Source organism: Couchioplanes azureus (assembly GCF_014648355.1).
GTDB classification, from domain to species: Bacteria; Actinomycetota; Actinomycetes; order Mycobacteriales; family Micromonosporaceae; genus Actinoplanes; species Actinoplanes azureus.
Genome location: NZ_BMQY01000001.1, coordinates 339,845 through 363,862 on the forward strand (window position 1 = coordinate 339,845; position 24,018 = coordinate 363,862).

22 protein-coding genes, 1 tRNA gene and 1 pseudogene are annotated in these 24,018 nt (G+C 72.5%); 10 read left to right on the top strand and 14 right to left on the bottom strand.

What is annotated here, in order from left to right; genetic code table 11:
- Positions 1–22: 22 nt before the first annotated feature.
- On the bottom strand, positions 23–274 hold the full coding sequence (locus IEY99_RS01625) for a hypothetical protein (protein WP_189198862.1): 252 nt from the start codon (positions 272–274) through the stop codon (positions 23–25).
- A gap of 98 nt (positions 275–372) precedes the next feature.
- On the opposite strand from IEY99_RS01625, the gene malQ reads away from it, so the two are divergent.
- The gene (malQ, locus tag IEY99_RS01630; RefSeq protein WP_189198863.1) at positions 373–2,322 is read left to right on the top strand and encodes a 4-alpha-glucanotransferase; all 1,950 of its coding nucleotides are present in this window, start codon (positions 373–375) and stop codon (positions 2,320–2,322) included.
- Positions 2,323–2,374: 52 nt separating this feature from the next.
- On the opposite strand, the gene IEY99_RS01635 is transcribed toward malQ, so the two are convergent.
- Positions 2,375–2,761, bottom strand: coding sequence for a hypothetical protein (locus tag IEY99_RS01635; protein ID WP_229798003.1), 387 nt, complete (start codon positions 2,759–2,761; stop codon positions 2,375–2,377).
- A 180-nt stretch (positions 2,762–2,941) separates the two neighbouring features.
- Between IEY99_RS01635 and IEY99_RS01640 the strand changes: the two genes are divergently transcribed.
- Positions 2,942–3,856, top strand: a complete 915-nt coding sequence (locus tag IEY99_RS01640; RefSeq protein ID WP_189198864.1) for an anti-sigma factor RsbA family regulatory protein — start codon at positions 2,942–2,944, stop codon at positions 3,854–3,856.
- An 18-nt stretch (positions 3,857–3,874) separates the two neighbouring features.
- Here IEY99_RS01640 and IEY99_RS01645 read toward each other — a convergent pair whose 3' ends face one another.
- Both IEY99_RS01645 and IEY99_RS01650 read right to left on the bottom strand, forming a co-directional pair.
- The gene (locus IEY99_RS01645; RefSeq protein ID WP_189200517.1) at positions 3,875–5,116 is read right to left on the bottom strand and encodes a DUF1501 domain-containing protein; all 1,242 of its coding nucleotides are present in this window, start codon (positions 5,114–5,116) and stop codon (positions 3,875–3,877) included.
- A gap of 11 nt (positions 5,117–5,127) precedes the next feature.
- Entirely contained in the window at positions 5,128–6,570 is a 1,443-nt protein-coding gene (locus tag IEY99_RS01650; protein ID WP_189198865.1) for a DUF1800 domain-containing protein, read from the bottom strand.
- 84 nt (positions 6,571–6,654) lie between these two features.
- Between IEY99_RS01650 and IEY99_RS01655 the strand changes: the two genes are divergently transcribed.
- Together IEY99_RS01655 and IEY99_RS01660 are read left to right on the top strand one after the other, a co-directional pair.
- Entirely contained in the window at positions 6,655–7,506 is an 852-nt protein-coding gene (locus IEY99_RS01655) for a spermidine synthase (RefSeq protein ID WP_189198866.1), read from the top strand.
- Between the two features lie 129 nt (positions 7,507–7,635).
- Positions 7,636–8,934: a hypothetical protein gene (locus tag IEY99_RS01660; protein ID WP_189198867.1), complete on the top strand. Its 1,299-nt coding sequence runs from the start codon at positions 7,636–7,638 to the stop codon at positions 8,932–8,934.
- 229 nt (positions 8,935–9,163) lie between these two features.
- Here the strand turns inward: IEY99_RS01660 and IEY99_RS01665 are convergent.
- Together IEY99_RS01665 and IEY99_RS01670 are read right to left on the bottom strand one after the other, a co-directional pair.
- Positions 9,164–10,138 (bottom strand): annotated as a pseudogene (locus tag IEY99_RS01665) (TerC family protein); the annotation flags it as partial.
- Positions 10,139–10,179: 41 nt separating this feature from the next.
- Entirely contained in the window at positions 10,180–10,941 is a 762-nt protein-coding gene (locus tag IEY99_RS01670) for a pentapeptide repeat-containing protein (RefSeq protein ID WP_189198869.1), read from the bottom strand.
- Between the two features lie 200 nt (positions 10,942–11,141).
- Here IEY99_RS01670 and IEY99_RS01675 point away from each other — a divergent pair, with 200 nt between their 5' ends.
- From IEY99_RS01675 to IEY99_RS01685, 3 genes are all read left to right on the top strand, one after another.
- Positions 11,142–12,260 (top strand): lamin tail domain-containing protein, encoded by a 1,119-nt coding sequence (locus IEY99_RS01675; protein WP_229798005.1) that lies wholly within the window; start codon positions 11,142–11,144, stop codon positions 12,258–12,260.
- A gap of 243 nt (positions 12,261–12,503) precedes the next feature.
- Positions 12,504–13,256, top strand: coding sequence for an enoyl-CoA hydratase (locus IEY99_RS01680; protein ID WP_189198870.1), 753 nt, complete (start codon positions 12,504–12,506; stop codon positions 13,254–13,256).
- Between the two features lie 109 nt (positions 13,257–13,365).
- Positions 13,366–13,439, top strand: a tRNA-Met gene (locus IEY99_RS01685).
- 77 nt (positions 13,440–13,516) lie between these two features.
- Here the strand turns inward: IEY99_RS01685 and IEY99_RS01690 are convergent.
- From IEY99_RS01690 to IEY99_RS01715, 6 genes are all read right to left on the bottom strand, one after another.
- Positions 13,517–14,131, bottom strand: a complete 615-nt coding sequence (locus tag IEY99_RS01690; protein ID WP_229798205.1) for an endonuclease V — start codon at positions 14,129–14,131, stop codon at positions 13,517–13,519.
- A 142-nt stretch (positions 14,132–14,273) separates the two neighbouring features.
- A complete protein-coding gene (locus tag IEY99_RS01695) occupies positions 14,274–14,546 on the bottom strand; it encodes a hypothetical protein (RefSeq protein ID WP_189198872.1) in 273 nt (90 codons plus the stop codon).
- A gap of 38 nt (positions 14,547–14,584) precedes the next feature.
- Positions 14,585–15,388, bottom strand: coding sequence for a metallophosphoesterase (locus tag IEY99_RS01700; RefSeq protein WP_189198873.1), 804 nt, complete (start codon positions 15,386–15,388; stop codon positions 14,585–14,587).
- On the bottom strand, positions 15,385–16,071 hold the full coding sequence (locus IEY99_RS01705; RefSeq protein ID WP_229798007.1) for an SGNH/GDSL hydrolase family protein: 687 nt from the start codon (positions 16,069–16,071) through the stop codon (positions 15,385–15,387). The genes IEY99_RS01700 and IEY99_RS01705 overlap by 4 nt, the downstream gene beginning before the upstream one ends.
- A 23-nt stretch (positions 16,072–16,094) precedes the next feature.
- A complete protein-coding gene (locus IEY99_RS01710) occupies positions 16,095–17,144 on the bottom strand; it encodes an alpha/beta hydrolase (RefSeq protein ID WP_189198874.1) in 1,050 nt (349 codons plus the stop codon).
- Positions 17,141–18,052: a hypothetical protein gene (locus tag IEY99_RS01715; protein WP_189198875.1), complete on the bottom strand. Its 912-nt coding sequence runs from the start codon at positions 18,050–18,052 to the stop codon at positions 17,141–17,143. Before IEY99_RS01715 ends, IEY99_RS01710 begins: the two co-directional genes overlap by 4 nt.
- 193 nt (positions 18,053–18,245) lie before the next feature.
- Here IEY99_RS01715 and lysX point away from each other — a divergent pair, with 193 nt between their 5' ends.
- Positions 18,246–21,638: a bifunctional lysylphosphatidylglycerol synthetase/lysine--tRNA ligase LysX gene (gene lysX, locus IEY99_RS01720; RefSeq protein ID WP_229798009.1), complete on the top strand. Its 3,393-nt coding sequence runs from the start codon at positions 18,246–18,248 to the stop codon at positions 21,636–21,638.
- 1 nt (position 21,639) lies between these two features.
- Here lysX and IEY99_RS01725 read toward each other — a convergent pair whose 3' ends face one another.
- Together IEY99_RS01725 and IEY99_RS01730 are read right to left on the bottom strand one after the other, a co-directional pair.
- Positions 21,640–22,119, bottom strand: coding sequence for a hypothetical protein (locus IEY99_RS01725; protein ID WP_189198876.1), 480 nt, complete (start codon positions 22,117–22,119; stop codon positions 21,640–21,642).
- 100 nt (positions 22,120–22,219) lie between these two features.
- Positions 22,220–22,606 carry a helix-turn-helix domain-containing protein gene (locus tag IEY99_RS01730; protein ID WP_189198877.1) on the bottom strand — a complete coding sequence of 129 codons (387 nt, stop codon included), beginning with the start codon at positions 22,604–22,606 and terminating at the stop codon, positions 22,220–22,222.
- 107 nt (positions 22,607–22,713) lie between these two features.
- On the opposite strand from IEY99_RS01730, the gene IEY99_RS01735 reads away from it, so the two are divergent.
- Both IEY99_RS01735 and IEY99_RS01740 read left to right on the top strand, forming a co-directional pair.
- A complete protein-coding gene (locus IEY99_RS01735) occupies positions 22,714–23,073 on the top strand; it encodes a hypothetical protein (protein ID WP_189198878.1) in 360 nt (119 codons plus the stop codon).
- A gap of 161 nt (positions 23,074–23,234) precedes the next feature.
- Positions 23,235–23,984: a hypothetical protein gene (locus IEY99_RS01740; RefSeq protein ID WP_189198879.1), complete on the top strand. Its 750-nt coding sequence runs from the start codon at positions 23,235–23,237 to the stop codon at positions 23,982–23,984.
- The last annotated feature ends 34 nt before the right edge of the window (positions 23,985–24,018 follow it).

The following is a 24,018-nucleotide window of genomic DNA, read 5'->3' on the forward strand; positions in this document are numbered from 1 at the left end:
CCACGACGGTAGGGGCGGGGGCTCAGCGTCGTTTGCGGTTCCGCGAAATCAGCACCAGCGCCAGGATGATGCCGCCCACGACGACCAGGCAGCAGACGCCGCCCAGGATGGGCAGGAAGCCGAAGCCGCTGCGCCGGCGAGGGGACTTCACCGCCTCCACGACGAGGCCGTCCACGCCCCTGCTCGCCGCCCAGGCGTGCGCGGGCACCACCAGGGTCAGGACCATGCCCGTCACTGCCGCGCTCAGCCGGGCCCACCACTTCGCCGAAGACATGGCCCCCAGTCTGCCGGGTGACCGCAAGACCCGCCTGTGGAGGGACTAGAGGAATCAAGGAAGGGTATGGGGCAGGAACCGATGACGAGGGGGCGGTAGTGGACGCTGAGCTGAGCGCGCTGGCGGAGGCCCACGGGGTGGCCACCTGGTACGAGGACTGGCAGCGCAAGCGCCGCGACGTGGCGGCCGAGTCGGTCGTCGGCGTCCTCGGCCTGCTCGGGGTGGACGCGACGTCCCAGGCGGCGATCCAGCGGGAGCTGACCGCGATCCGCACCGCGAAGGAACAGCACCGGCTCCCCGGCACGGTCGTGGTCCGGCAGGGCGAGGCGGGACCGCCGGTCGGTGCCGGGACGATCCACCTCGAGGACGGTACGGCGCGCGAGGTCACCGGAATCCCCGCCGACCTGCCCCTGGGGTGGCACCGGCTGAACGTCGACGACCAGGAGGTCACGCTGGTCGTGGTGCCGGCCCGGCTGAGCGAGCCGCCCGAGACCTGGGGCTGGATGGTGCAGCTCTACGCGCTGCACTCGGACGCCTCGTGGGGCATGGGCGACCTCGGCGACCTGCGGACCCTGGTCGAGGCGAACCACGGCGCCGGGCTGATCCTGCTCAATCCCCTGCACGCGGTCACACCGGCCCTGCCCGTGCCCGCGTCGCCGTACTCGCCGTCCAGCCGGCGCTTCGCCAACCCGCTGTACCTGCGGGTGGCGGACACCGCGGCGTACCGCGCGGCCGATCCGGCGCTGCGGGCCCGGGTGGACGCGCTGCGGCCGGACCCGAGCGCGGACGGGCTGATCGACTACAGCGCGGTCTGGCAGGCCAAGCGGGCCGCCCTGGAGCTGCTCTGGCCGCTCGCCGGCGAGGTGGACCTCGACGCCGATCCGGGCCTCACCGACTTCGCCGTGTTCTGCGTGCTCGCGGAGGAGCACGGCGCCGACTGGCAGCGGTGGCCCGAGCCGCTGCGCCGTCCCGACACCGCCGAGGTCCGCGCCGCCCGCAAGGGCGACCGGGTCGCGTTCCACGTGTGGCTGCAGCACCTGCTCGACGAGCAGCTCGCCGCGGCCAACGAGGCGGCCCGGGCCCGGGGCATGCCGATCGGCATCGTGCACGACCTCGCCGTGGGCATCGACCCGAGCGGCGCCGACGGCTGGCTCCTGCAGGACGTGCTCGCGGCGGGCGTGCACACGGGCGCGCCGCCGGACGCCTTCAACCAGCTCGGCCAGGACTGGGGCCTCGCGGCCTGGCGGCCCGACCGGCTCGTCGCCACCGGGTACGCGGCCTACCGCGACATGCTGCGCCGCATCTTCCGGCACGCCGGCGGCCTGCGCGTGGACCATGTGGCCGGGCTGTGGCGGCTCTGGTGGGTGCCGCCGGGGATGGGCCCGGCCGAGGGCACGTACGTGCACTACGACCCGGAGGCGATGCTCGGCATCCTGGCCCTGGAGGCGCACCGGGCCGGTGCCGTGGTGGTCGGCGAGGACCTGGGCACGGTCCTGCCGGTGGTGACCCGGACGCTGGAAGACATGAACATGCTCGGCTCGGCGGTGCTCTGGTTCACCCGGGACTACGAGGACGATCCGGACGAGGGCTACCTGCCCGCCGCCCGGTATCCGCGCAACGCGCTGGCCAGCGTCTCCACCCATGACCTGCCGACGGCCGCCGGCTTCCTCGCCGGGGAGCAGGTCCGGGTCCGTGCCGAGCTCGGCCAGCTGGCCGGGCCGGTCGAGCAGGAGCGGGAGTACGCCGACCGCGACCGCGCCCAGCTTCTCGACCGCCTCACCGCCGACGGCCTGATCACGGCGTCGAGCACCCCCGAGGAGATCGTCGTCGCGATGCACGAGTTCCTGGCGCGCACCCCGTGCCGGCTGGTCACCGCGTCCCTCTACGACGTGCTCGGCGAGCTGGACCAGCCCAACCTGCCGGGTACGACGGACGAGTACCCGAACTGGCGGCGGCCGCTGCGCACCGGCCTGGAGCAGATCGTGGCGGATCCGCGGGTGGCCCGGATCGCCGAGGTCCTGAATGCGCGGAAGGGCGGACCGGGCTGAGTTCGCCGGGCCGGCCCGGACGCCTTCGCCGCCGCCCGTGCCGCCGCGCCGCTCAGACGGAGAGCGGCGGGGGCGGCGGGTCGTCGTCCAGCGCGAACAGCATCGGGTGCACGGCCAGCCGGTGGTCGCGTTCCCGGCAGCGGGCCGGCGGAAGCAGCGACGAACCGTGCTCCGGGTGTTCCGCGCAGTGCCGCATCGCCCGGCTGACCGCGTCCGGGTGGTGCCGCCCGCCGCCGTACTCCCCGCAGCTCGCGCAGTCCCACCGCCAGTACGCCGGCCCCTCGTCCGAGTCGTGCCGCCGGATCTTCAGCGGCGGCCCGGCACGGTGCTGGGCGGCGGCGATGATCACGGACATCTCCCCGGCCGCCGGCGGCTCGGACGGCCGCCTCGGCACCTCGCCGATGATCTCGGCCAGCATGCTGGTTCCCGTACCCGACACCGCTCACCCCCGCGTTCGTTGGACCGGCCCAGTGTGGACCGGCGGGAGACGGCCACAGGGCGGAATTCCCGTTTCCGGGTCCCCCTTTCACCCGCAGCGGTGCACCGGGCGTCCTCGGCCGCGGGGCCCGACGGGTACGGGTGTTACCGTGGTCGATCAGCGGTGCTCGGAGGAGGCGAGGTGGTGTTCACCCACTCGGCGTTCCTTTACGACACCGACGACGCGTACGCCTCCCTGCTGAGCGGCTTCGTCAAGGACGGACTGGGGCGCGGAGAGACCGTGGCGGTCGCCGCCCCGCCGGACCGTGTCGGCGTGCTGCGCGACGCCCTCGCCGGGGAAGCCGGCTCGGTGCGGTTCCTGCCGGCCGACGAGTGGTATGTCCGCCCGGCCCGGACCATCGCGGGCTGGGCGCGGATCCTGCGCACCGCGGCCGCCGACGGCAGCCCGTTCGTGCGGCTGGTCGGGCAGATTCCGTACGCCGGGCCGCATGCACCGTGGCTGCGCTTCGAGTCGGCCCTCAACCGCAGCCTCGCCGAGCTGGACGGGCATCTGCTGTGCGCGTACGACCGCCGTGGCCTGCCCGCCACGCTGCTGACCGCCGCCGTGCGCACCCATCCCCGGCTGCACGACGGCGGCTGGCGGGACAACGCCCGGTACGAGACGCCCGAGGAGTTCCTGGCCGCGACGCCGGAGGCGCCGTGGCCGGTCTCCGGCGAGCCGGTGGTGGCGGTCCCCGTCGACAAGACCGTCGCGGGCCTGCGGTCCTTGGTCCGCGATCGCGCCACGGCCGAGGGCTGGCTGCCCGCCGACCGGGTGGAGATCCTGGTGCTGGCCCTCAGCGAGGTCGGCACGAACAGCATCCGGCACGGCGGCACCCACCGGGAGCTGCGCATCTGGCTGACCGCCGACGCGGTGGTGACCGAGGTGACCGACGACGGCCCGACCGGCCCGAGCCCGCTGGCCGGCTATCTGCTGCCCCGGCAGGGCGAGATCGGCGGCATGGGGCTGTGGCTGGTCCAGCAGCTGTGCGACGGGCTCTCCATCCGGCAGGCCGGCGGCCTGACCCACGTGCGCTTCGCCCTCCGCCGCGGCTGACCGGGCGGCCGGGTGCCGCTAGCGGGAGCGCACCAGGCCCAGGGTGGACGCCGACACTCCCGGGAAGACCGCGGCGACGTCCGGCAGCCCACAGCGGGCGCGCAGGATCTCGCCGATCACGGCCCGGTAGTCGGTGGTCACCGCGAGATCCCCGTCGACCAGCCGGGAGGCGGCCAGCCCGGGCCAGCGGCCGTACACCTTGCCGCCCTTGACGCCGCCGCCGAGCACGAACATCGCGTTGCCGTAGCCGTGGTCGAGCCCGCCGGAGCCGTTCTGGCCGACGCGGCGGCCGAACTCGCTGATGGTGATCAGCGTGACCCGGCCCAGGCCGGCCGGGCCCAGGTCGCGGGCGAACGCGGCGAGGGCGGCCGCAAGGTCGGCGAGGTGGTCGTACATCCGCTTGCCGGGGGCGGCCGTGCCGAGGTTCTCGTGCATGTCCCAGTCGCCGGAGTCGACGCAGGCGGTCATCAACCCCACGTCCGACTTGATCAGGCGGGCCACGTCGCGCAGGGCCGCGCCCAGCTCGGTGTCCGGGTACGCGGCATCGTTCGCGGGCGTGTACCCGGCCGCCTTCAGCGTCGCGGCGGTGGCCAGCGCCGACGTCGTCATCGCCGCGGTCCGGGCGAGGGGGGCGGGTGCGTCGGCGTAGAGGGCCGCCATGGTGTCGACCATCGGGCGGCCCTTGCCCTCGCCGGAGAGCACGAACTTGTCGACGGCGGTGAGGCCGAGGTCCGGCGCGGGCCCGGCGAGCACCCGGGCCGGCATCGCCCCGCCCAGAGAGACGGCGTCGAACGCCCCGGAGGCGCCCAGGCCGCCCATCAGCCGGTCCAGCCAGCCGGTACGGATGGAGGTGCCCGGCGCCGCCCGCTCCAGCTCCTCCATCGCGGCGAAGTGCGAGCGGTTCGGCGCCGGCTGCCCGACGGCCTGGACCGCCGCCAGCGACCCGCCCTTCCAGTACGGCAGCAGCGGCGCCAGCGCCGGGTGCAGCCCGAAGTACGAGTCACCGCCGATGAGCTGCCGCTTGGGCACGGCGATTCCGGGCCGCGCGGCGTAGTAGGCGGGATCGCCGGCCGGCACCACCGCCGACAGCCCGTCGAAGCCGCCCCGCAGCGACAGCAGGACGAAGACGTCCCCGCCGTAGCCCGGCGACGCGAACGCGAGCTGGGTCGCCAGCTGGTCACCGACCAGGCCGGCGAGGGCGCCCGCGGCACCGGCGCCGAGCAGCGTGCGCCGGCTGACCCGGCAGCCGCAGTCCGTCATCTCCGTCACGGTCACCTCAGCGCGAAGTAGGGAGAGTTGAGCAGCAACGCCGGCAGGTACGGGAAGGCCCATCCCGCCGCCGCGTCGCCGGGCTTCAGCGGGCTGGCCGGCGTCTTGCCGTAGAAGGCGGCGAGCGCGGTGGCGTGCGCGGGGGTCACGGTGCGCCCGAGCAGCCGGGTCGCCACCGCGTCGATCAGCGCACCGTACGTGGCCGGCAGCGTGCCGCCCGCGTACTCGGTCAGCGGCGACGGCCGTTGCAGCGTGGTCGGCCACCAGCCGGCGGCGATGTTGAGGTGGGCGTTCCAGCGGATGACCTGCCCGGACGGCGACGCCCAGGCGGTGGCGACGTCCGGATAGCCGTTCGGCGGCGCCCAGGCCATCGGCGCCTGCCCGGCCGCCTCGCTGGTCCAGTAGAGCGCCTTGATCGCCGCGATTCCGGACTTCTCGGGCCCGTGGCCGAGGGCGCGCACGGTCGCGACGACGTCCTCGTACGGCGTCCGCGTCTTGGCGCCCACCGAGGCGGCGAACTCGGCCGAGGTGAACAGTGCCCGCAGCACCGGCACGATCGCGCTCCTGTTGTCCAGGTACACCTTGGCCAGCCGGGTCACCAGCGCGGCCGGCGGCTCGTCGGCGACGAACCGGACGCACAGCTTGGTGGCGATCCGCCTGGCCGTGGCGGGATGCAGCGCCAGGTGGTCGAGCAGCGCCATGGCCGCGGCCTCGCCGCCGGTGGCGGTCTTGTTGGCGTGGCGGAAGCCGAGGATCCGCACGGCCCCGGTGGCGTGCTGGCCGGCGTCGTAGCGGTAGCGGCCGGTCTGCCAGCTCACGGTCAGGCCGGTGAGCAGCCGGGCGGCGTGCTTGACGTCGGACTCGGTGTAGCCCAGGCCGACCGTGTGCAGTTCGAGCAGCTCCCGGCCGTAGTTCTCGTTCGGCGCGGCACGGGTGGAGAAGCGGTTGTCCAGGTACGTGAGCATGGCCGGGTGCCGCGCGGAGGCCTTGAGCATGTCGGCGAATCGGCCGAGCGCGTGCTTGCGGATCACGGCGCGGTCGTAGTCGGGCCGGCTGTCCCAGACATCGCCGGAGGGGCAGGTGACGTTGAGATGGTTGGACCAGAAGTCGACCATCACCTCGAAGAGCTGCCGCTCGCTCCAGACCGCCCTGGCCAGCGCGGCGAAGCCCACCTCGAACATGGGCTCCCAGCCGTACTGGCGGACCGCGCCGGCCCGGACCTTGGCGCGGATGCCGTCGACCGTCAGGCCGCTCAGCGGGAAGCGGGCGACCAGGCCGTCGGCCACCGGATCGTCGATCGAGGCGGGTTTGAGCTGCCGCTCCAGCCACGCCTTCGCACCGAGGCGGCGGATCTCGGCGATGGCGGCCGGGGTCGGACCGTACGTGGCGCGGCGCAGCAGGTGCAGCAACGGGTCGTCGGGGAGGAACTCCGCGGATGCCGTCACACCTTCCGTCGTCGGCGGGCGTCACGATCTTCGTCGGGTTCCCGGGCGGCCGCTCCCCAACCGCAACCGACATACTGTGCAGCCGTGGCACAGCGCAGGCGCGGCGAGCGGCGGGTGGAGCGGGTCGGCTCCGGCGTCGCCGAGCTCGTGCCGGATCCGGACCGCCCCGGCGGCTGGACGCTGCTGCTGGACGGCACACCCCAGTCGCACGTCGACCTCGGCGATCCGGCCCACCTCGAGTTCGAGTACATCCGCCGGATGGCCACCGCGATCGACCTGCTCGCGCCGGCGGGCGCACCGCTGCGGGTGCTGCACCTGGGCGGCGGGGCGCTGACGCTGCCCCGCTACATCGCGGCCACCCGGCCCGGCTCGCCGCAGCGCGTGGTGGAGATCGACGGCGCGCTGGTCGACCTGGTGCGCGCGGCCCTGCCGTGGGATCCCCGCGCCAAGCTCCGGGTACGGGTGGCGGACGCGCGCGAGGCGGTGGCCGGCATGCGCGACGGCGGGTACGACCTCGTGATCGTCGACGTGTTCGCGGGCGCGCGCACCCCCGCCCACCTGGCGTCGGTGGAGTTCGTCCGGGAGGTGGCGCGGGTGCTCGGCCCGGCGGGACGGCTCGTCGCCAACGTGGCGGACGGGCCGCCGCTGGCGTACGCGCGTACCCAGGTCGCCACGATCCGCGCGGTGCTGCCGGAGGCCTGCCTGATCGCGGACGCCGCCGTACTGCGCGGACGCCGTTTCGGCAACCTTGTCGTGGTCGCCGGTCGCACCCCGCTGCCGGTGGCGGAGCTGAGCCGGCGGGCGGCCGGGGACTGGTTCCCGGGCCGGGTCGAGACCGACCTCGCGCGCTTCACGGGCGGCCGGCCGGCGGTCACCGACGCCGACGCGGTGGCCTCCCCCGCACCGCCGGACGGCCTGTTCGGCGCGAGATCGTAGACCCGGGTACGGCAGATGCCGTCCGAAGGTGCACCGCTCGTCCCGCCGTGCGGATGATCAATGTGACCCGGCGGTAATTTGACAGCGGCACGACTTGTCCGGCTTTCCACGGCCGGATCTAATCGAATAATGCAGGACCTGCCCGACGTCTTCGGCCCGCTGCAGGGAGGCGAGCGCGCCCTCTGGCGGGGCCGCAGCGCCGTCGCCGAGTACGCCTTCGACCGCGCCGCCTCGTTGCCGCGGTGGACGCTGCCCGAGGCGACCGAGGTGCTCGTCACCGACCGCCGCATCGCGTACGCGCACACCTCCGCCGGCTCGGGCGACGACGTGGAGATCAGGTCCGGGGAGCTGCGCTGGCTGTACCCGCAGCACATCCGCGTCCAGCCGGGCTCCCGCACGCCCGGGCGCGCCGCGGCGGTGACCCAGATCCAGCTCGTCTGCGGCGGCGCCGACGGCTCGTTCCCGGCGCTGGTCTTCGCGGGCGGCGACCTGACCGACGCGCGCGAGGCGGACCGGCTCGCGAACGTCATCCGGCACGCGATCGCCGGATTCCGGGTGGAGAACGCGGCCAAGCTGGGCCTGACGGAGCCCCAGGCGCGGATGTTGTCGCGGATGCTGATCGGCCCGGAGTTCACCAACTTCCAGGGCGGCGAGGGGCAGACGGTGTCCATGCTCGGCGCCCTCCCGGTGCCGCGCCCGGCCCCGGCCGACGCCCCGCCGGAGCCGGCGGCGCCCGCGAGGCACGCCGAGCCCGCCGCCGTACCCGACCCCCGGCCCGCCGGACCCACGGTGGCGGCGCACCCGCGGCATGCGCGGGTCGCCGCGCACGCGGTCGTACCGGAGGCCGGCCGGGTGCGGCCTGCCGGTTCCGAGTCCGGCCAAGCCCGGCATGCCTGGCCGGTCTCCGGTTCGCCGTCGGCGGGGCACGGTGCGGTGGTGGGCGGCGGCACGGGCCGGCTGCCGGGCTATCGGCCCGGCCGGGCCGCCGACGAGGCACGGGCCCTGCAGGCCGCGGCCGCCGAGCAGGCCGCGCACCAGACCGAGCCCGACCTCGCCTCCCGCGCCGCGAGCCTGGCCGCCCGGGTGGCACACCTGGTCGCCGCCGGCTTGCCGGAGGGGACCGGCGACGACCGCTCCTCCGAGCACCCGCCGCATCAGCCGGTCACGCAGCATCACGCCGGGGACCACCACGACGCGGATCACCACGCCGGAGATCACCACGCCCGAGATCACCACGCCGGAGATCAGCCGGCCGCGGATCAGCCGACCACGGACCTCGCGGACCGGGCCGAGCGCATCCGGCGGACCGCCGCCCGGTTCGCGGCCAACTCCGCCAAGGTCACGGCCCCGGCCCACCGCGCGGAGCACGAGAGCGGCAGCCATCGCGCGGAGCACGAAAGCGGCACGAGCCCGCGGGGCCAGCGCTGACCCGGGACGCTCACGGGCGGTAGCAGGTGCCCTCGGCCACGCGCTCGTCGTGCACCCGGTGCGCCTTGCGGAGCAGCTCCATCAGCTCCCGCTCCTCGCGGATCCGCGCCCGGTACTTCGCCGGCAGCCTCCTGAGGTGGGCTTCCTCGTCGAGCAGCTTGTGGTAGATCTCGTCGCAGTACCGCGGGTCGGTCTCGATGTCGAGGAACTCCGCCGCGTGCCGGCGCGCGGCGGCCACGTACGTCTGGGCCCGGCCCTTCGGGCTGAGCAGCGACGCGGCCACCGTGACGACCAGCACGCCGACGATGAGGCTCAGCGACATGACGGTGCTGATCTCGATCACGTCCACGTGCTCGCCGCCGTTGATGAACGGCACGTTGTTCTCGTGCAGCGCGTGCAGGACCAGCTTCACGCCGATGAAGGCCAGGATCACCGCCAGCCCGTACGACAGGAAGACGAGCCGGTCCAGCAGCCCGTCCAGCAGGAAGTAGAGCTGCCGCAGGCCGAGCAGGGAGAACGCGGTGGCGGTGAAGACCAGGTAGACGCTCTGGGTCAGGCCGAAGATGGCCGGGATGGAGTCGAGGGCGAACAGGATGTCGGTGCCGCCGATCGCGACCATGACCAGCAGCATCGGGGTCATCACCCGCTTGCCGTCCTGGACCGTGAACAGCTTGTCGCCGTCGTACGTGTCCGAGGTGCGCAGGTAGCGCCGGGCGACCCGGATCACGATGTTGTCGGGCGAGCGCTCGCCCTCCCCCTTGAACAGGTGGCCGGCCGTGATCAGCAGGATCAGCCCGAAGAGGTAGAACACCCAGGCGAACGAGTTGATCAGCGCCGCGCCCAGGAAGATGAACCCGGTCCGGGCCACGAGCGAGAAGACGATGCCGAACAGCAGCACCTTCTGCTGGTCGGCCCGCGGGACCTTGAAGCTGCCCAGCAGCACCAGGAAGACGAACAGGTTGTCGACCGAGAGCGCCTTCTCGGTGACCCAGCCGGCGAAGTACTCGGCGCCCATGTCCCGGCCGCCCAGGACGAGCACGCCGACGCCGAACACGATCGCGAGGCCGACGTACACCCCGGACCAGATCCCGGCCTCCTTGAGCGACGGGATGTGCGCGCGGCGTACGTGGAAGAAGAAGTCGAACAGGACCAGGCCGACGATGCCGGCGACCGTCAAGGCCCAGACGAGGCCGGAAACCCGCATGGCGACACGCTCCCGCACTCGACCGATCGACCGGCTTCATCCTAGGGGCCGTCGGTCACCGCCGCCTTGAGCTGGGACTCGGTGAGGAACAGCGCGCCGCGCAGATCCGCCCCGCGCAGATCGGCGCCGCGCAGGTCGGCGCCGGTGAAGTCGGCCAGCCGCAGATCGGCCTCGCGCAGGTCCGCGCCGATCAGCAGCGCGCCGCGCAGGCTGGCCCCGCGCAGCTTCGCACCTCGCATGCGGCGGCCGATGAGGTTGGCGCCCCGATGGTCGGCCCGGCGGGGGCCGGCCTCGGCCCGGGCCAGCTCGCTCGCCTTCTGCAGCAGGGGGTTGACCTTCCTCCGGTACGCGTCCAGGTCGAGCGCGAGCAGCTCGTCCGGCGTACCGGCGGTGAGGGCGACGGTCTCCTCCCGCGCCGTCTCGAGCCGGGGGTGCAGCCGGCGCGCGGCCGGCAGGTCCAGCGCCTGGGTCACGTACCAGAGCAGTTCGTGAAGCTGGCGCATCACCGGCAGGACGGCGAACATGCCGGCGGCGATGGCGGGCGTGGCCCGCCAGTCGCGGCCGCCGAAGGTCACCTGGGTGACCTGCTGACCGGCGCCGAAGCAGTCGAAGACCACGCAGCCGGGAAACCCCCGCTGCGGCAGCCGGTCGTGGATTCCGCAGCGGAAGTCGTCGCGCAGGTGGGGACATGCCCGGCCCGCGGGCTTGTCGATCGCAAAGTCGGACGACTTCGCGAAGGCCGGCGCCACGCAGCACAGCCCGGCACATCGGCCGCAGTCGGCACGCAACACCAGCTCGGTCATGGAAGACACCCTAGCCGTGACCGATTCACGGCATAGTACCGTTACGCCAGGTAACTTCCTTAAGTGACCCAAAGTAACTCAGCGTCGTCCCCACGCTCAGCCAACCGGCCAATAACCAGGGCCGACAGGACGGGTGACTACGCTCAGTTATTGTCATTACGCTGCGGTGACCGCCCCTCAATGCGCAAGGAGTTCTGCTGATGCGTGCACGCCAGACGGCCGTCGCCGCCGCCCTCGGCTGCGTCGCCGCCCTCGGCCTCGCCGCCCCCGCGGCCGCCGCCGACGCGCCCACCATCTCGGCGCCGGCAAGCCGCCAGGGCTTCGGACCGATCACGCTCACCGGCACCGCCCCGGCGGGTGCGACCGTGGAGCTGTACGAGTCCGCGTACAAGTTCAACGACTTCTACCCGTCCCCCGACTACACGCGGGGCGCGGGCACCTACATCACGACCACGGCCAACAGCTCCGGCCGCTGGACGCTCTCCCGGGACCTGGACTCCGGCTTCCGCTTCTACGTCAAGGCCGGCGGCGTCGAGTCGAACCGCATCTCGGTCGCCGTGGGCATCGTCCCGTCGGTGCAGATGACCGCCAGCAACGGCACGGTCAACGTCAACGTCGAGCCCGACCCGGGCCAGCCCGGCCTGCACGTGCACGTGCAGCGCGACAACGGCGGCACCTGGAGCGAGGTCGCCGACGGCTTCTCCGTCCAGTCGGGCGAGACGGCCACCTACTCGACCACCCTGACCGGCCAGGGCTCGGGCGTCCAGTCCTACCGCGTGGTGATCGACGCCGACGCGGACAACAACCTGCTGCGGGGCACGAGCTCGACCATCTCCCTCAACGTCGGCAACGGCAGCGGCACCGGCGGCGGCACGACCCCCACCACCCCCACCACCCCGACGACGCCGACCGCGCCCAAGCCGGCGACCCCGTCGGTCCAGGCGGGCGCCGTCCAGTTCACGAAGATCCAGTACAACTCGCCGGGCGCCGACAGCGGCAGCAACAGCAGCCTCAACGGCGAGTGGGTCCGCCTGACCAACAAGACCAAGGCGACCATCAACCTCAAGGGCTGGACCATCCGCGACGCCTCCGGCAAGGTCTACACCTTCTCGAGCGACTTCCGGCTCGGCGCCGGCAAGTACGCGTACGTGCACACCGGCAAGGGCACCAACGGCCGGCCCGACGCCCAGCACCGCTACTGGAACCGGACCGGCTACGTCTGGAACAACTCCGGCGACACCGCGTACCTGCGTACCAACACCGGCAAGTCGATCGACTCCTGCAAGTGGGGCAAGGGCTCCGGCGTCACGTACTGCTGATCTCTCCCCCCGAACGCGGCCCCCGGCATCCCCCGCCGGGGGCCGCGTCGTCTTCTGACGGCCGCCGCCACAAGGCCCACCGCGCCGTCTTATCGTGACTCTGGCGCCACAAGATCCACCGCGCCGTCTTATGGTGACTCTGGCGCCACAAGATCCACCTTCGCCCGTCGCCGCATGACCACCCTCGGCTGGCGTCGCACGTGCACTCTCGGCCGGCGCCGCATGACAACCAGGAGGTTCAGCGTGAGCAAGGTCCTGCTAGAACGCACCGACGACGGCCGCTGGACCCTGACCCTCAACGACCCGGACCGCCGCAACGCCATCGACGAGCAGCTCCGCGACCAGCTGGCCGAAGCGATCGCCGCCGTGGCCGCCGACCCCCACGCCCGCACCCTGGTCGTCACCGGCGCCGGCCCCGCCTTCTGCGCCGGCGCCGACCTCCCGGCCCTCTTCGGCGACACCAGCCGCGCGGTAGCCGACATCCGCACCGACCTCCACCGCGTCTACGACAGCTTCCTGCGCGTCCTGGCGCTGCCGATCCCCACCATCGCCGCGGTCCACGGCCCGGCGGTCGGCGCGGGCCTCAACCTCGCCATGGCCTGCGACACCCGCATCGTCGGCCCCGGCGCCCGCCTCATCGCCTCCTTCACCAAGATCGGCCTGCACCCGGGCGGCGGCTGCACCTGGTTTCTGACCCGCGCGCTCGGGCCGGAACGAGCGATGCAGCTCCTCCTCGACGGAGGCAGCGTCGACGGCCCGGAAGCGGTCCGCCTCGGCCTGGCCGGCACCCTCGCCGACGACCCGCTGGCCGCGGCGCACGACCGCGCCGCCCGCTGGGCGGCCCTCGACCCGGCCCTCGCCCGGGACATCAAGACCTCGGTACGCACGGCGACGACGGCCGACTTCGCCGCCAGCCTGGAGTTCGAATCCTGGGCCCAGGCAGCGTCGGCGACGGGCCCGGCAATCCAGGAAACCGTGGCCCGCTTCCGCCGCTGACGGCGCCTCGAGGGCGCCTACTCCCGCAGGTGAGAACGGCCCGGACACCACCGGTGACGAAGCCCACCGGACGACGGCGGCGGCGGTCGTGCTAACGTTGCCAGGCCGACGCGGGGTGGAGCAGCTCGGTAGCTCGCTGGGCTCATAACCCAGAGGTCGCAGGTTCAAATCCTGTCCCCGCTACGAAGAAGTCAGATCAGAAGCCCGGCCCCGTTCAGGGAGCCGGGCTTCTGATCTTCTGGGCACATGTCCCACAGCAATCAGCGGGGCAGGCGCAGAGCGCGCCTCGACGCGATATCCGCCTGACGAACCGCCTCCGGTATCCGGTATCTCGGACTCAGCGCCAGGGTCAACTCGCACGCCTGGTCCAGGCCTATCCGGTGACCGACCGACACGAAGACCGGCTTGACCTCGTTCTGTGTACGCAGCGCACGACCAAGAACCTCACCCTCTTCGGAGAGCGGCGACCAGGACCCCCGCCCAGCCTCAGGCTCCACGAACCCGGCGGTGAACGGAGTCTTGGCGACACCGAAGGACGGCAACCCCGTCACCACGCCGACATGGCACGCCAGACCGAATCGCCTCGGGTGCGCGATCCCGTAGCCGTCACAGACCAGCACCTCGACGTCACTGGCAAGCCGCGCCAGCGCTTCCGTCAGGATCGGCACTTCCCGGAACGCCAGCAGGCCGGGCACGTACGGGAACGCCGCCTCCCCGAAGCAGAGCGACGTCTCTCTCACCTCGAGAGTCTCCAGCTCGATCACGACGGCGGCCGCACACACGCGGTTCGTCTCCTTCTCATAGGAGACGTCGAGACCCACTACCGACCGAGGACGAGATTCGAGCCGACTCGAAAGGTCGACCTGACTCCGCAAGCGTCGCTGCAGATCCTCGGCCTCCGCCACGCGCGGCGTCTGACCATGATGGCCGTAACCAACCAAGACTGCTCCCCTAACGTCGTCAAGCGAGCTCGGTAAGCCGGATTTACCGGCATGAGGTCACAGGAGGGCATCCAACTCAAGCAGCGCATCCTTGATTGTCCACATCACCATCGACCTCCGCGGCAGCCCGCCCGCGGAGTTGATGCGTCCCTTGCGCCATCCTGATCAGTTTGATGAGTCGCTTGGCGGATGAATACACCGCCAGAAAACTGGCCGCGTCGGCACCCTCGGAACCCCCCGCTCGAATCGCCCCGCGAAAAGCATTGTCGATCCCTTCGCAGAGCATCCCGAGGCCGAGAACCGCACTCCTCAACTCGGACTCACTGGCATCTTTCCGAACGTCGTCCATACCCTCGTCCATAACGTCGATCCGACCTGCGGAGCGGATCAGACAAGCCGGGTGAGCAGGATCCGGCCGCCCTCGTACACGCCGCCGTCGATTGCGAGGACGCGGCCTCCCGCGTATCGCACGCCCTCGGCCACCTCCCCCGGTGCGACTCCGAAGTACTTGGTCAGCGTGCTGTGCCCGTGCACCAGCATGCTCCCCCCGTACGTCCGGAGCATCGTGCCGACCGGATCGTCCGGCGTCGCGGTCTCGCTGTCGCGGAAGGCGCCGCGGGCGCTCATCCGCCGGCAGAACTCCGCCCAGCCGCGGATGTCGCGGCCGGCGAAGCTGGCGGCGACGGCCGCGTTGACGGCCGCCACGCTCTCGCCGAACTCCAGGTAGGCGGTGGTGTCGGAGTGGACCAGCAGGTGATCGTCGACGACGGCCATGGCCGGCCGGGAGACGATCCAGGCGGCGTGGGTGTCGGTGAGCCGGCGCAGGTCGTCGTCGCGGCCGCCGAAGCGGGCCCAGCCACCTCGGAAACCGTCCGGCTCGTCCCATCCGGGTACCGGCGCCGTGCCGAAGAGGTGGGCCGCCATCAGCTGCACTTCGTGGTTGCCGAGCAGCGCACCGACCTCACCGCCGGCCGCGGCGGCCTGACCGGTCAGCCGCTGGACGTCCGCGATGACGCCGATGCCGTCGGGTCCGCGGTCGACGTAGTCGCCCAGGAACCACAGCCGGGCGTCCCGGCCCGACCAGCGACCGGCGGCGTCGACCAGACCCGCGTCCCGCAGTACGTCGTGCAGCTCCGCGCGGTGCCCGTGCACGTCCGCGGCAACGAACAGCGGCGCCGCATCAACGATCATGAACCCGACTGTAGCGCCGGGATGAGTTGGGCGATCGCCGTGTGGCCGGCGGCGTCCGGGTGGTCGCCGTCGGCGACCAGCAGGGCGGTCGGGTCCTTCTCCCCGTCCGGTCCGTGGAATGCCGGGCCGGTGGACACGTAGGTGGCGCCGCCGTCCTCGGCCGCCTCGGCGAGGGCGTCGTTGATGGCGTCCGTCGTCTCGGTGGATGCCTTCACCCCGGTCTCGCCGTACTCGGAGACGCCCACCTCGCCGTCGCGGACGACGTTCCAGTAGCCGAGCACGATCACGGTGCTGGGGTGGATCCGCTGGATGGCGTCGACCGTCGCCCGGACGTTGGTGCGGACCTCGGTCGCCGCGGTGGTGACGGCCTCCGGGTCGGTGAACAGGTCGGCCACGTCGTTGGCGCCCACCATGAGCAGCACCTCGTCGGCCTGCCGCAGGGTGTCGCGCACCTCCGGATCGTCCAGCTGGGCGCGGACGTCGGCCGAGGTCAGCCCGGCCTCCGCCAGGTTGGTCGAGACGGCGTGCTGGCGTTCGGCGTACAGCTCCGGGAACGCGGTGCAGTCGCAGCCGGTGCCGGCCGGCACCGAGTCGCCGAGGGTGACCACGGTGGGGCGCCTCGGCTCGGTGGCCGCCGGTTCCATGCCGATCCCGCCGATGCCCAGCGGTCCGCATCCGCTCATCAGCAGCAGGGCCGCCAGCGTGGTCAGGGCAGCGGCCGGGCCAGGTGGGAGGAGAGCCAGTCGAAGGCGGGACCCAGCATCTGTCGCCAGACGGCGTGGCTGTGCCCGCCGCGCTCCAGGACGGCCGTGGTGACCGTGAGCGGGGGTCGCGCGGCGCGGACGATCCGCTCGGAGTCGCGGCGGATTCTCGTCTCGTCGTTCGCCCACCCGACCCAGAGTGCCACAGGTGGCGGAGGAAGATGTTGCAGCCGCCACACCATGTTGTGTTCGGTCTTCTCCAGGCCGTCGCCGACGGTGATGCCCGGTTCGGCCAGGCCGGACAGGCTGGCGGCGGCCGCGTACCGGGTGGGGTGCCGCAGGGCCAGGCTGGTCGCGCAGTAGGCGCCCGCCGAATATCCGATGAGCCCCCAGCCGGCGCGGTCGGTGCGGACCCGGAACGTCGCCTTCACGTACGCCGGCACGTCGACGGTCAGGAACGTCTCGGTCTGCGGCCCGCCGACGAGGTTCGTGCATTCGGTGTCGAGAGTCGTCGGGCTCGGCGTCTGGAAGGGGAACAGCACCACCGTGGGCGCCATCCGGCCGGCGGCGATCTCCGCGTCCAGGATGGACTTGACCTCGAGCTTCTTCAGCCAGGTGCGCGGGGTTCCCGGGAAGCCGTGCTGCGCCTGCACCACCGGGAACCGCTCCTTGCCGGTGCGGTAGGCGGCGGGCAGGTACACGTACATCACCAGGTTGAGGCGGCTGACCTTTCCCGGGACGGTGACCTTGCGGATCTGACTGCCCGTGGCGGCCTTGGGCGGGAGGTCCGCGTCGATCTCCGGCTCCGGCGCGTCCGGCGAGGAGCCGCCCGCGGCCGTGGGCTGCGAGGCGGCTTCCAGGGTGAACGCCTCGGTCATCCGGTTCACCTGCACCAGCGCCGCGGCGGTGACGCTCAGCAGTGCGGCGAGCACGCCGACGCCGCGCAGCACCGGCCGGAGCCGGCCGCCGCGTTCCCAGGACACGGCGATCAGTACGGCCGTCAGCAGCACCGCCACGAGCGTGCCGATCAGCAGTGGCGTTCCGGTGAGGTTCACTTGACGTTCCCTGTGGGCAGCTGGAGGGGCGGCGCGAGCGGCGGGCTCAGTTGGCGGGTGGCCCAGGTGACCGCGGTGGGCCAGGCCTTGGGCGGGGCGGCGGTCAGGAAGGTGACGCCGGGCGGCGGCTTCGCGGACCGGCCGGCCGCGGTCGGGCGTACGGCCGCCACGGTGGTCCCGGGCGGGATGCGGCCCAGCGCGCCGGGAAAGGCCGCGACGGATTCCTGCGCCCAGGCCAGCGCACGGAACTGCGCCGGCAGTGATCGGACGAGGTCACCGGCGAGCGCGGCTTCCGTCCTGCCGGCCACGACCGCCCAGCCGCTCGCCGTCACCCGGACCGCCCGGCTCAGGTCGGGGACCAAGGTGCGCAGAGCCTCGGCCGTGGTCGACGGGGTCGGGGTCAAGGTCACCGTCACCACTCCCGGCGCCGGTGCCGTGACCGAGGTGGCGGGACCCAGGACCACCAGGACCGGGTACGGCGCGTTGCTCGCGGCGGAATAGTCGGACGGCACCGTCATCGTCGGCGCCGCGGCCAGTTTCCACTGCGGCAGGCCGGCGGGATGCCACTGCAGCCTGGACCGTGCCGCGAGGGAGCCGTCCAGCTCGCCGGCCTGGGTCGCGGCGGTGGTCGTCGTGGTGCCGGTGTCGCCGGCCAGCGCCGCCCAGGACGGATAGAACTGCTCGGAGCGGTTCACCGCCAGCCCCACGCAGAGCACCACCGCGACCTCGATCAGGAGCACGCCCAGGGTGCGGACCAGCAGGCGCCAGCGGCCGCACCGGGACCAGAGCAGGACCGTCGCCGTGACGAAGCCGGCCACCGCCAGCCCCGCCAGCGCGAGCAGGGGGATTCCGGTCAGGCTCACGACGATGCCGGCCGCTCGGGCGCTCGCCTCGCGCCGCAGTTCCACGCCATCGTCCTGCCTCCCCGTCCATCCGGCCGCCGGACAGCATCGCGGACCGCGTGTGTGGATGCCGTTAGGTTCCGGCCGCTCGCCGGAAGCATCACAGATCGATGTGTGGAAGCCGTGAGGCGGTTTCCGCCGGGGTGGCGGTCGTCTCGTATCGTCGCCTCCCGTCGGAACCACACGGGCGGAGAAACTGGTGCAAGCGACAGCGGAAAAGGTACGGGAGCTGGGCGAACGAGCGCCCGGCGAACCGGAGGCCCCGCGCCGGAACTGGCGCGCGGCGGTGCCCAAGGTGGCCTCTCGGATCCTGTTCGCCGTCGCGGTACTGTGCGCGCTGGCGGCCGTCAGTGCCGCCTTCGGCACCCGTGTGCTGCCCCTGCGCCGGCTCGTCGACGCCTTGCTCATGCCCGCACCGGCGAACCTCGGCTACGCGGTCTTCCTGGCCATGCTCGCCTTCGGCGTCAACAACCGCAAGCGAGTGGCGTTCTGGCTGCTCACCGGCTACTTCGGACTGCAGCTGGTGACCGATGCGGTGCTGTTGTTCCTGCGCATCGAGAACTCGCCGCCCGCCTGGGCGCACGTACCCATCAGGCTCTGGTGGTTCCTCGCCGGGAACCTGGTGGTGACCGTGGTCGTACTCACCGTGCTCGCGTGCGCGCATCAGCAGTTCTTCGCCCGGGTGCAGCGCGCCAGCCTGCCGAAGGCCCTCGCCACCGTGGCGGGGCTGATCACCGTCTTCTCGCTGATCGGCTGGGGGCTCGTGGCGGCCTTCCCGGGCTCGGTGCGCCGCGCCGGCCACCACGAGCTCGGGTACGCGATCAAGCAGGTCACCGGCGGCGCTCTGGACCTGAACGTGCACCGGGGCGGCATGGCACCCGGCTGGATCAACCTGGTGCTCGGCTTCTTCGGCGCAGTGACGTTGATCACTGCGGTTGCGGTGCTGCTGCGCTCCCAGCGCGCCGCCGCGTCCCTGGACGCCGACGAGGAGCACCGGGTCCGTGACCTGCTCGACGCGTACGGTCAGGACGACTCACTCGGCTACTTCGCCACCCGGCGCGACAAGGAGGTCATCTTCGCGCCGTCGGGACGGGCGGCCGTGACGTACCGCGTGGTGGGCGGGGTGAGCCTGGCCAGCGGCGACCCGATCGGCGACCGGGCGGCGTGGGGAGCGGCCATCGTCGCCTGGCTCCAGGAGGCCCGGGAGTACGCCTGGACGCCGGCCATCATGGGCGCCGGGGAGGCCGGCGCGACCGCGTACGCGCGGGCCGGGATGCGGGTGCTCAAGCTGGGCGACGAGGCGATCCTGCGGCCCGCCGACTTCAGCCTCGAGGGCCGGGAGATGCGTCAGGTGCGCCAGGCCGTGGCCCGGGTGGAGCGGGCCGGCTACACCGTGCGCATCCGCCGTCACCGCGACATTCCCGCCGCCGAGATGGAGCGCGTCGTCTTCCTGGCGGCGCGCTGGCGCGACACCGAGACCGAGCGGGGCTTCTCGATGGCCCTCGGCCGGCTCGGCGATCCGGCCGACGGCGCCTGCGTGCTGGTGGAGGCGCTCGACCGCAACGGCGCCGAGGCGGCGCTGCTGTCCTTCGTACCGTGGGGCGGCGACGGCCTGTCGCTCGACCTGATGCGCCGCGACCGGAATCTCGACAACGGTCTCGTGGAGTGCATGGTGGCCGCCCTGATGGCGGAGGCGCCGCGGCTCGGCGTGACCCGGGTGTCGCTGAACTTCGCCGTGTTCCGGGCCGTCTTCGAGGAGGGCGCCCGCATCGGCGCCGGGCCGGTGCTGCTGGCGTGGCGGCGGCTGCTGCTCTTCCTGTCGCGCTGGTTCCAGCTGGAGTCCCTCTATCGCTCGAACATCAAGTACCAGCCACAGTGGATCCCCCGCTTCCTCTGTTTCGAGGACGTCAGCGACCTGGCGAAGGTCGGCTTCGCGTCGGCCGTCGCGGAGGGCTTCGTGGAGATGCCCCGCGCGCTGACCCGGCTGCGGCGCGGGAAGAGCGAGGCGGCGACGCCGGCGGCGGGGGAACCGCGGATCCCCCTGCCCCGGGTCCCCCTCGACGCCGGGGCCGAGACCGAGCCGGCCGTCGCCCCGGCCGTCGTGCAGAGTGAGCAGACGCAGGTCCGGCTGGCGAAGCTGTCGGTGCTGCGCGCGGAGGGCATCGATCCGTACCCGCCGGGCTTCGCGCGTACGCACGCTTGCGGCGAGGTCCGGGAGGCACATGCGGGCCTGGCGCCGGACACCGCCACGGGGCAGCGGGTGTCCGTCGCCGGCCGCCTCGTCCTGCAGCGCGACCACGGCGGCGTGTGCTTCGCCATGCTGCGCGACGCGAGCGGCGACCTGCAGGTCATGCTGACCGTCGACCGGCTGGGACGGCAACCGCTGTGGCAGTGGCGCAAGAGCGTGGACCTCGGCGACCACGTCGGGGTCACCGGCGAGGTCGTCACCTCGCGCCTGGGCGAGCTCTCCGTGCTGGCCGACTCGTGGACCATCACCGCGAAGTGCCTGCACCCGCTGCCCGACAAGCGCCGCGGGCTGGCGGACCTGGAGATGCTGAGCCGGCGCCGCCACCTCGACCTGATCGTGCGCCCGGCCGCCCGCGACATGCTGCGGATCCGGTCGGCCGCCGTGCACGCGCTGCGGACCACCCTGATCGGGCGCGACTTCCTCGAGGTGGAGACGCCGATCCTGCAACCGGTGCACGGCGGCGCCAACGCCCGCCCGTTCGTCACCCACAGCAACGCGTACGACATGCCGTTGTACCTGCGCATCGCGCCGGAGCTCTACCTCAAGCGGCTGGCCGTGGGCGGCATGGAGAAGGTCTTCGAGCTGGGCCGCGACTTCCGCAACGAGGGTGTGGACGCGACCCACAACCCCGAGTTCAGCATGCTGGAGGCCTACGAGGCGTACGGCGACTACACCTCCATGCGTACGCTCGCCCGCGATCTCATCCTGGCCGCGGCGACGGCCGCGCACGGTGCCCCGGTGGCCCGTCGCGACGGCGTGGAGTTCGACCTGGACACTCCGTGGCCGGTCGTGACGGTCCACGACGCGGTCTCGACAGCCGTCGGGGACGCGATCGGTCCGGACACCGACGTCGCCGAGCTACGGCGCCTGGCCACGATGGCGGGTGTGGCACTGCAGCCGGGCTGGAGCGCCGGGCAGATCGTCCTGGAGATGTACGAGAAGCTGGTGGAGAAGCAGACCCAGGCGCCGACCTTCTACACCGACTTCCCGACCGAGGTCTCGCCGCTGACCCGGGCACACCGCGACGAGCCGCGCCTCGCCGAGCGCTGGGACCTGGTCGCGTTCGGCATGGAGCTGGGCACGGCGTACACCGAGCTGGTCGATCCCGTGGAGCAGCGCCGCCGGCTCACCGCGCAGTCGCTGCGCGCGGCCGGCGGTGACCCGGAGGCCATGCAGCTCGACGAGGACTTCCTGCAGGCCCTGGAGTACGCCATGCCGCCCACCGGCGGTCTCGGGCTGGGCGTCGACCGGCTCATCATGCTGCTGACCGGGCACAGCATCCGCGAGACGGTGCCGTTCCCGCTCAACCGCCCGGCCACCCGGCGCACCCCGGCCCGGAAGTGACCTATCGCGGAGCGGGCGGACGGCGCAGCGCACGGACGTTCGCCTCGCTCTGCTGGTCGCCGGCCGCCGCGCGCATGGCGTTGAGGTAGCCGTCGGTCTCGCGTTGCTCGCCGTACTCCGCGAGCCGCTCGAGGACGACCTGCCACTCGCTTTCGCGGTCGGCCGCGAGCTGGGCCCGGACCTCGGTCAGCAGTTCCTTGATCTGCTCCGTCCCGGCGGGCGCCTCGGCCGCGGCGCCGAGGCGCCGCAGGATCTGGTCGCGGGCGACGGCCACCAGCACCGCGAGCCAGGCGAGCACGAAGATTCCGGTGAGGACCACCAGCACGGCCATACTGCGCACCTGGGGCGGCGGGCCGGGGGGCAGTCCGGGGATGCCCGGCGGCGGACCCGGTCGCTCAGGGAAGCCCACGATGGCCGTGATCACCAGTGCCCCGGTCGAGGCGATCGCCACGATGAGGGCTCCGATGAGCAACCTACTCATCTGAAAGTGAAGTCCATTCACGGCTGGCCCGTGATCGGCTCCGACCCTCGTAGTCATGCAGCCGAGATTACGGAGTAATTCGGCGTGACGCTAATTACAGTCACGCGGAGCGCCTCCGCCTGAGCGCCTTCCGGTACGGATCGATCATCCGATCGAGAACGGTCTCCAGCGCCCGCCGGTCGGCCGCCGGGATGGGCGAGTCGTCGGCCAGCATCCGGGCCAGCTCGTGCACCAGCGGGTGGGTGGGCGGCACCGGCTGGGGGGCCGGTCCGGCAAGCCGATCCGGGTACGCCGCCAGCACCAGGTCGTTGATGCTCTTGCCCAGCACCGGCGCTATCCGCTCGATGGACCGGATGGTGGGCCGCTGCTCCCCGCTCAGCCAGCGCAGCACGACGGAGGGGTCCATGCCGACCGTCCGGGCGAAGTGCGTGGGCGTCGGAAACCGGGCGGCGTGGATGGCTTCCTTCAGGTAGCCGCCGAAGCTCATTCGTGAAGCATAGGCCGGGGGAAGGACGACCCGACACATTGGTTGAAGGGCCGACTGATGCTAACGTCGTTGGCTGGATAACCAATGGCCGGAAAGGTCGTGACACCGTGGAGCAGACAACGATCACGGCAGTCCTCCTGGCGCTCGCCGGCGTCTCGGCGGGCCTGCTTCTGCTGTTGCTCCTGCATGTACGCCTGGTGCGGCGTACCGGCACGCGGCCCCTCCAGCCCCTCGGTCCCGGCGGCGCTCCTCCTGCGGCGCCGCCGGCCCCGGTCCCACACCTGCCGGCGGTGGCGGCCGCCGCGGGTGTGGGACCGCGGTCGCTCCCGCCCGCCCGGCAGGCCTCGCGCCCGGCGCCGGTCGCAGGTTCACCCGTACGGGTGAGTCCCGCCGCCCGGCGGGCAGCGGGCAACAGCGGCGCCTCCCGCTTCTCCCCGGCGAGCCGCCCCACCCGGGTCCGGGCCTGATCCCCGGCGCGAAAAGGCGAGCACCATTCGCGCCGCCATAGTCACAAACTTCAATTGCGTCAATAATTCGCATATATCGCGCGCGTGCGCGAGAGGCTACGATAACTCCTCGCCTGGGCAAGAAGAATTTCCATGCTTCTATCCTTTGTCAGGAGGAATTCGTGAATCGTCGTAAGCTCCGCACCGGCCTCGGCGCAGCGATGGTGGCGCTGTGCGTCGCGGCCGGCGCCGTGGGAACGAGCACGGCGGCCGCCGCCGCTCCTCGTGCCCACTCCGAGGCCGCGGCGGCGACCGCCGCCGCCTCGTCCTCGACGATCACCGAGACGAGGCTGTGGAATCTCGCCTGGGCCACGCAGCCCACCTGGCCGAGCGGCACGGTGAAGGTCCTCAAGCTCCAGTCGCCGGCGGACAGCGGGACCGGGGAGTATTTCCTGTTCGACCCGAAGACCGGTGAGGTCGTCGACTTCATCTACCAGGGCGACATCATGATCCACAGCACGCCCGACTGGACCATGATGGAGTTCCAGCCCCGCACCAGCACCACCCAGGTGCGCTTCGGCAACGTCGACGAGCCGGCCACCGCCGGCGTGTACGCCGAGCAGACCGTCACCCGCTATCGGGTGACCAACCTCGAGCTCGGCACCCAGCCCAGCATCGGCGGCGGCACCGTCTCCGTGCTCAAGGTGGCCAAGCGGCCGCAGGTTCCCAGCGGGGGCGTGTACTACCGCTACAACCCCGCCACCGGCCAGCAGGAAGGTGGCTTCCTCGTGGGCGGCGACATGCTGTTCGAGACGGTGACCAGCTGGACCCAGGCCCAGTTCCAGCTCGACTCCGGCAGCACCGAGGTCCGCTACGGCGATCCCCGCCAGGCGCGCCGAGGAAAGGTCGTCGCGACGGCCACCGTCCTCTGACGTACCCGTCGCCGGACCCCGGGTGGGTGGCGCT

What these genes read in the sequence shown, in the direction of transcription:
- IEY99_RS01660 (WP_189198867.1), top strand. Translation starts at nt 7,636, where the DNA reads ATGCAGGACCTGCCCGACGTCTTCGGCCCGCTGCAGGGAGGCGAGCGC.
- IEY99_RS01730 (WP_189198877.1), bottom strand. Translation starts at nt 22,606, where the DNA reads ATGAGCTTCGGCGGCTACCTGAAGGAAGCCATCCACGCCGCCCGGTTT.
- IEY99_RS01705 (WP_229798007.1), bottom strand. Translation starts at nt 16,071, where the DNA reads ATGAGCGGATGCGGACCGCTGGGCATCGGCGGGATCGGCATGGAACCG.
- IEY99_RS01725 (WP_189198876.1), bottom strand. Translation starts at nt 22,119, where the DNA reads ATGAGTAGGTTGCTCATCGGAGCCCTCATCGTGGCGATCGCCTCGACC.
- IEY99_RS01700 (WP_189198873.1), bottom strand. Translation starts at nt 15,388, where the DNA reads ATGATCGTTGATGCGGCGCCGCTGTTCGTTGCCGCGGACGTGCACGGG.
- IEY99_RS01625 (WP_189198862.1), bottom strand. Translation starts at nt 274, where the DNA reads ATGTCTTCGGCGAAGTGGTGGGCCCGGCTGAGCGCGGCAGTGACGGGC.
- IEY99_RS01695 (WP_189198872.1), bottom strand. Translation starts at nt 14,546, where the DNA reads ATGGACGACGTTCGGAAAGATGCCAGTGAGTCCGAGTTGAGGAGTGCG.
- IEY99_RS01645 (WP_189200517.1), bottom strand. Translation starts at nt 5,116, where the DNA reads ATGACGGACTGCGGCTGCCGGGTCAGCCGGCGCACGCTGCTCGGCGCC.
- IEY99_RS01675 (WP_229798005.1), top strand. Translation starts at nt 11,142, where the DNA reads ATGCGTGCACGCCAGACGGCCGTCGCCGCCGCCCTCGGCTGCGTCGCC.
- IEY99_RS01670 (WP_189198869.1), bottom strand. Translation starts at nt 10,941, where the DNA reads ATGACCGAGCTGGTGTTGCGTGCCGACTGCGGCCGATGTGCCGGGCTG.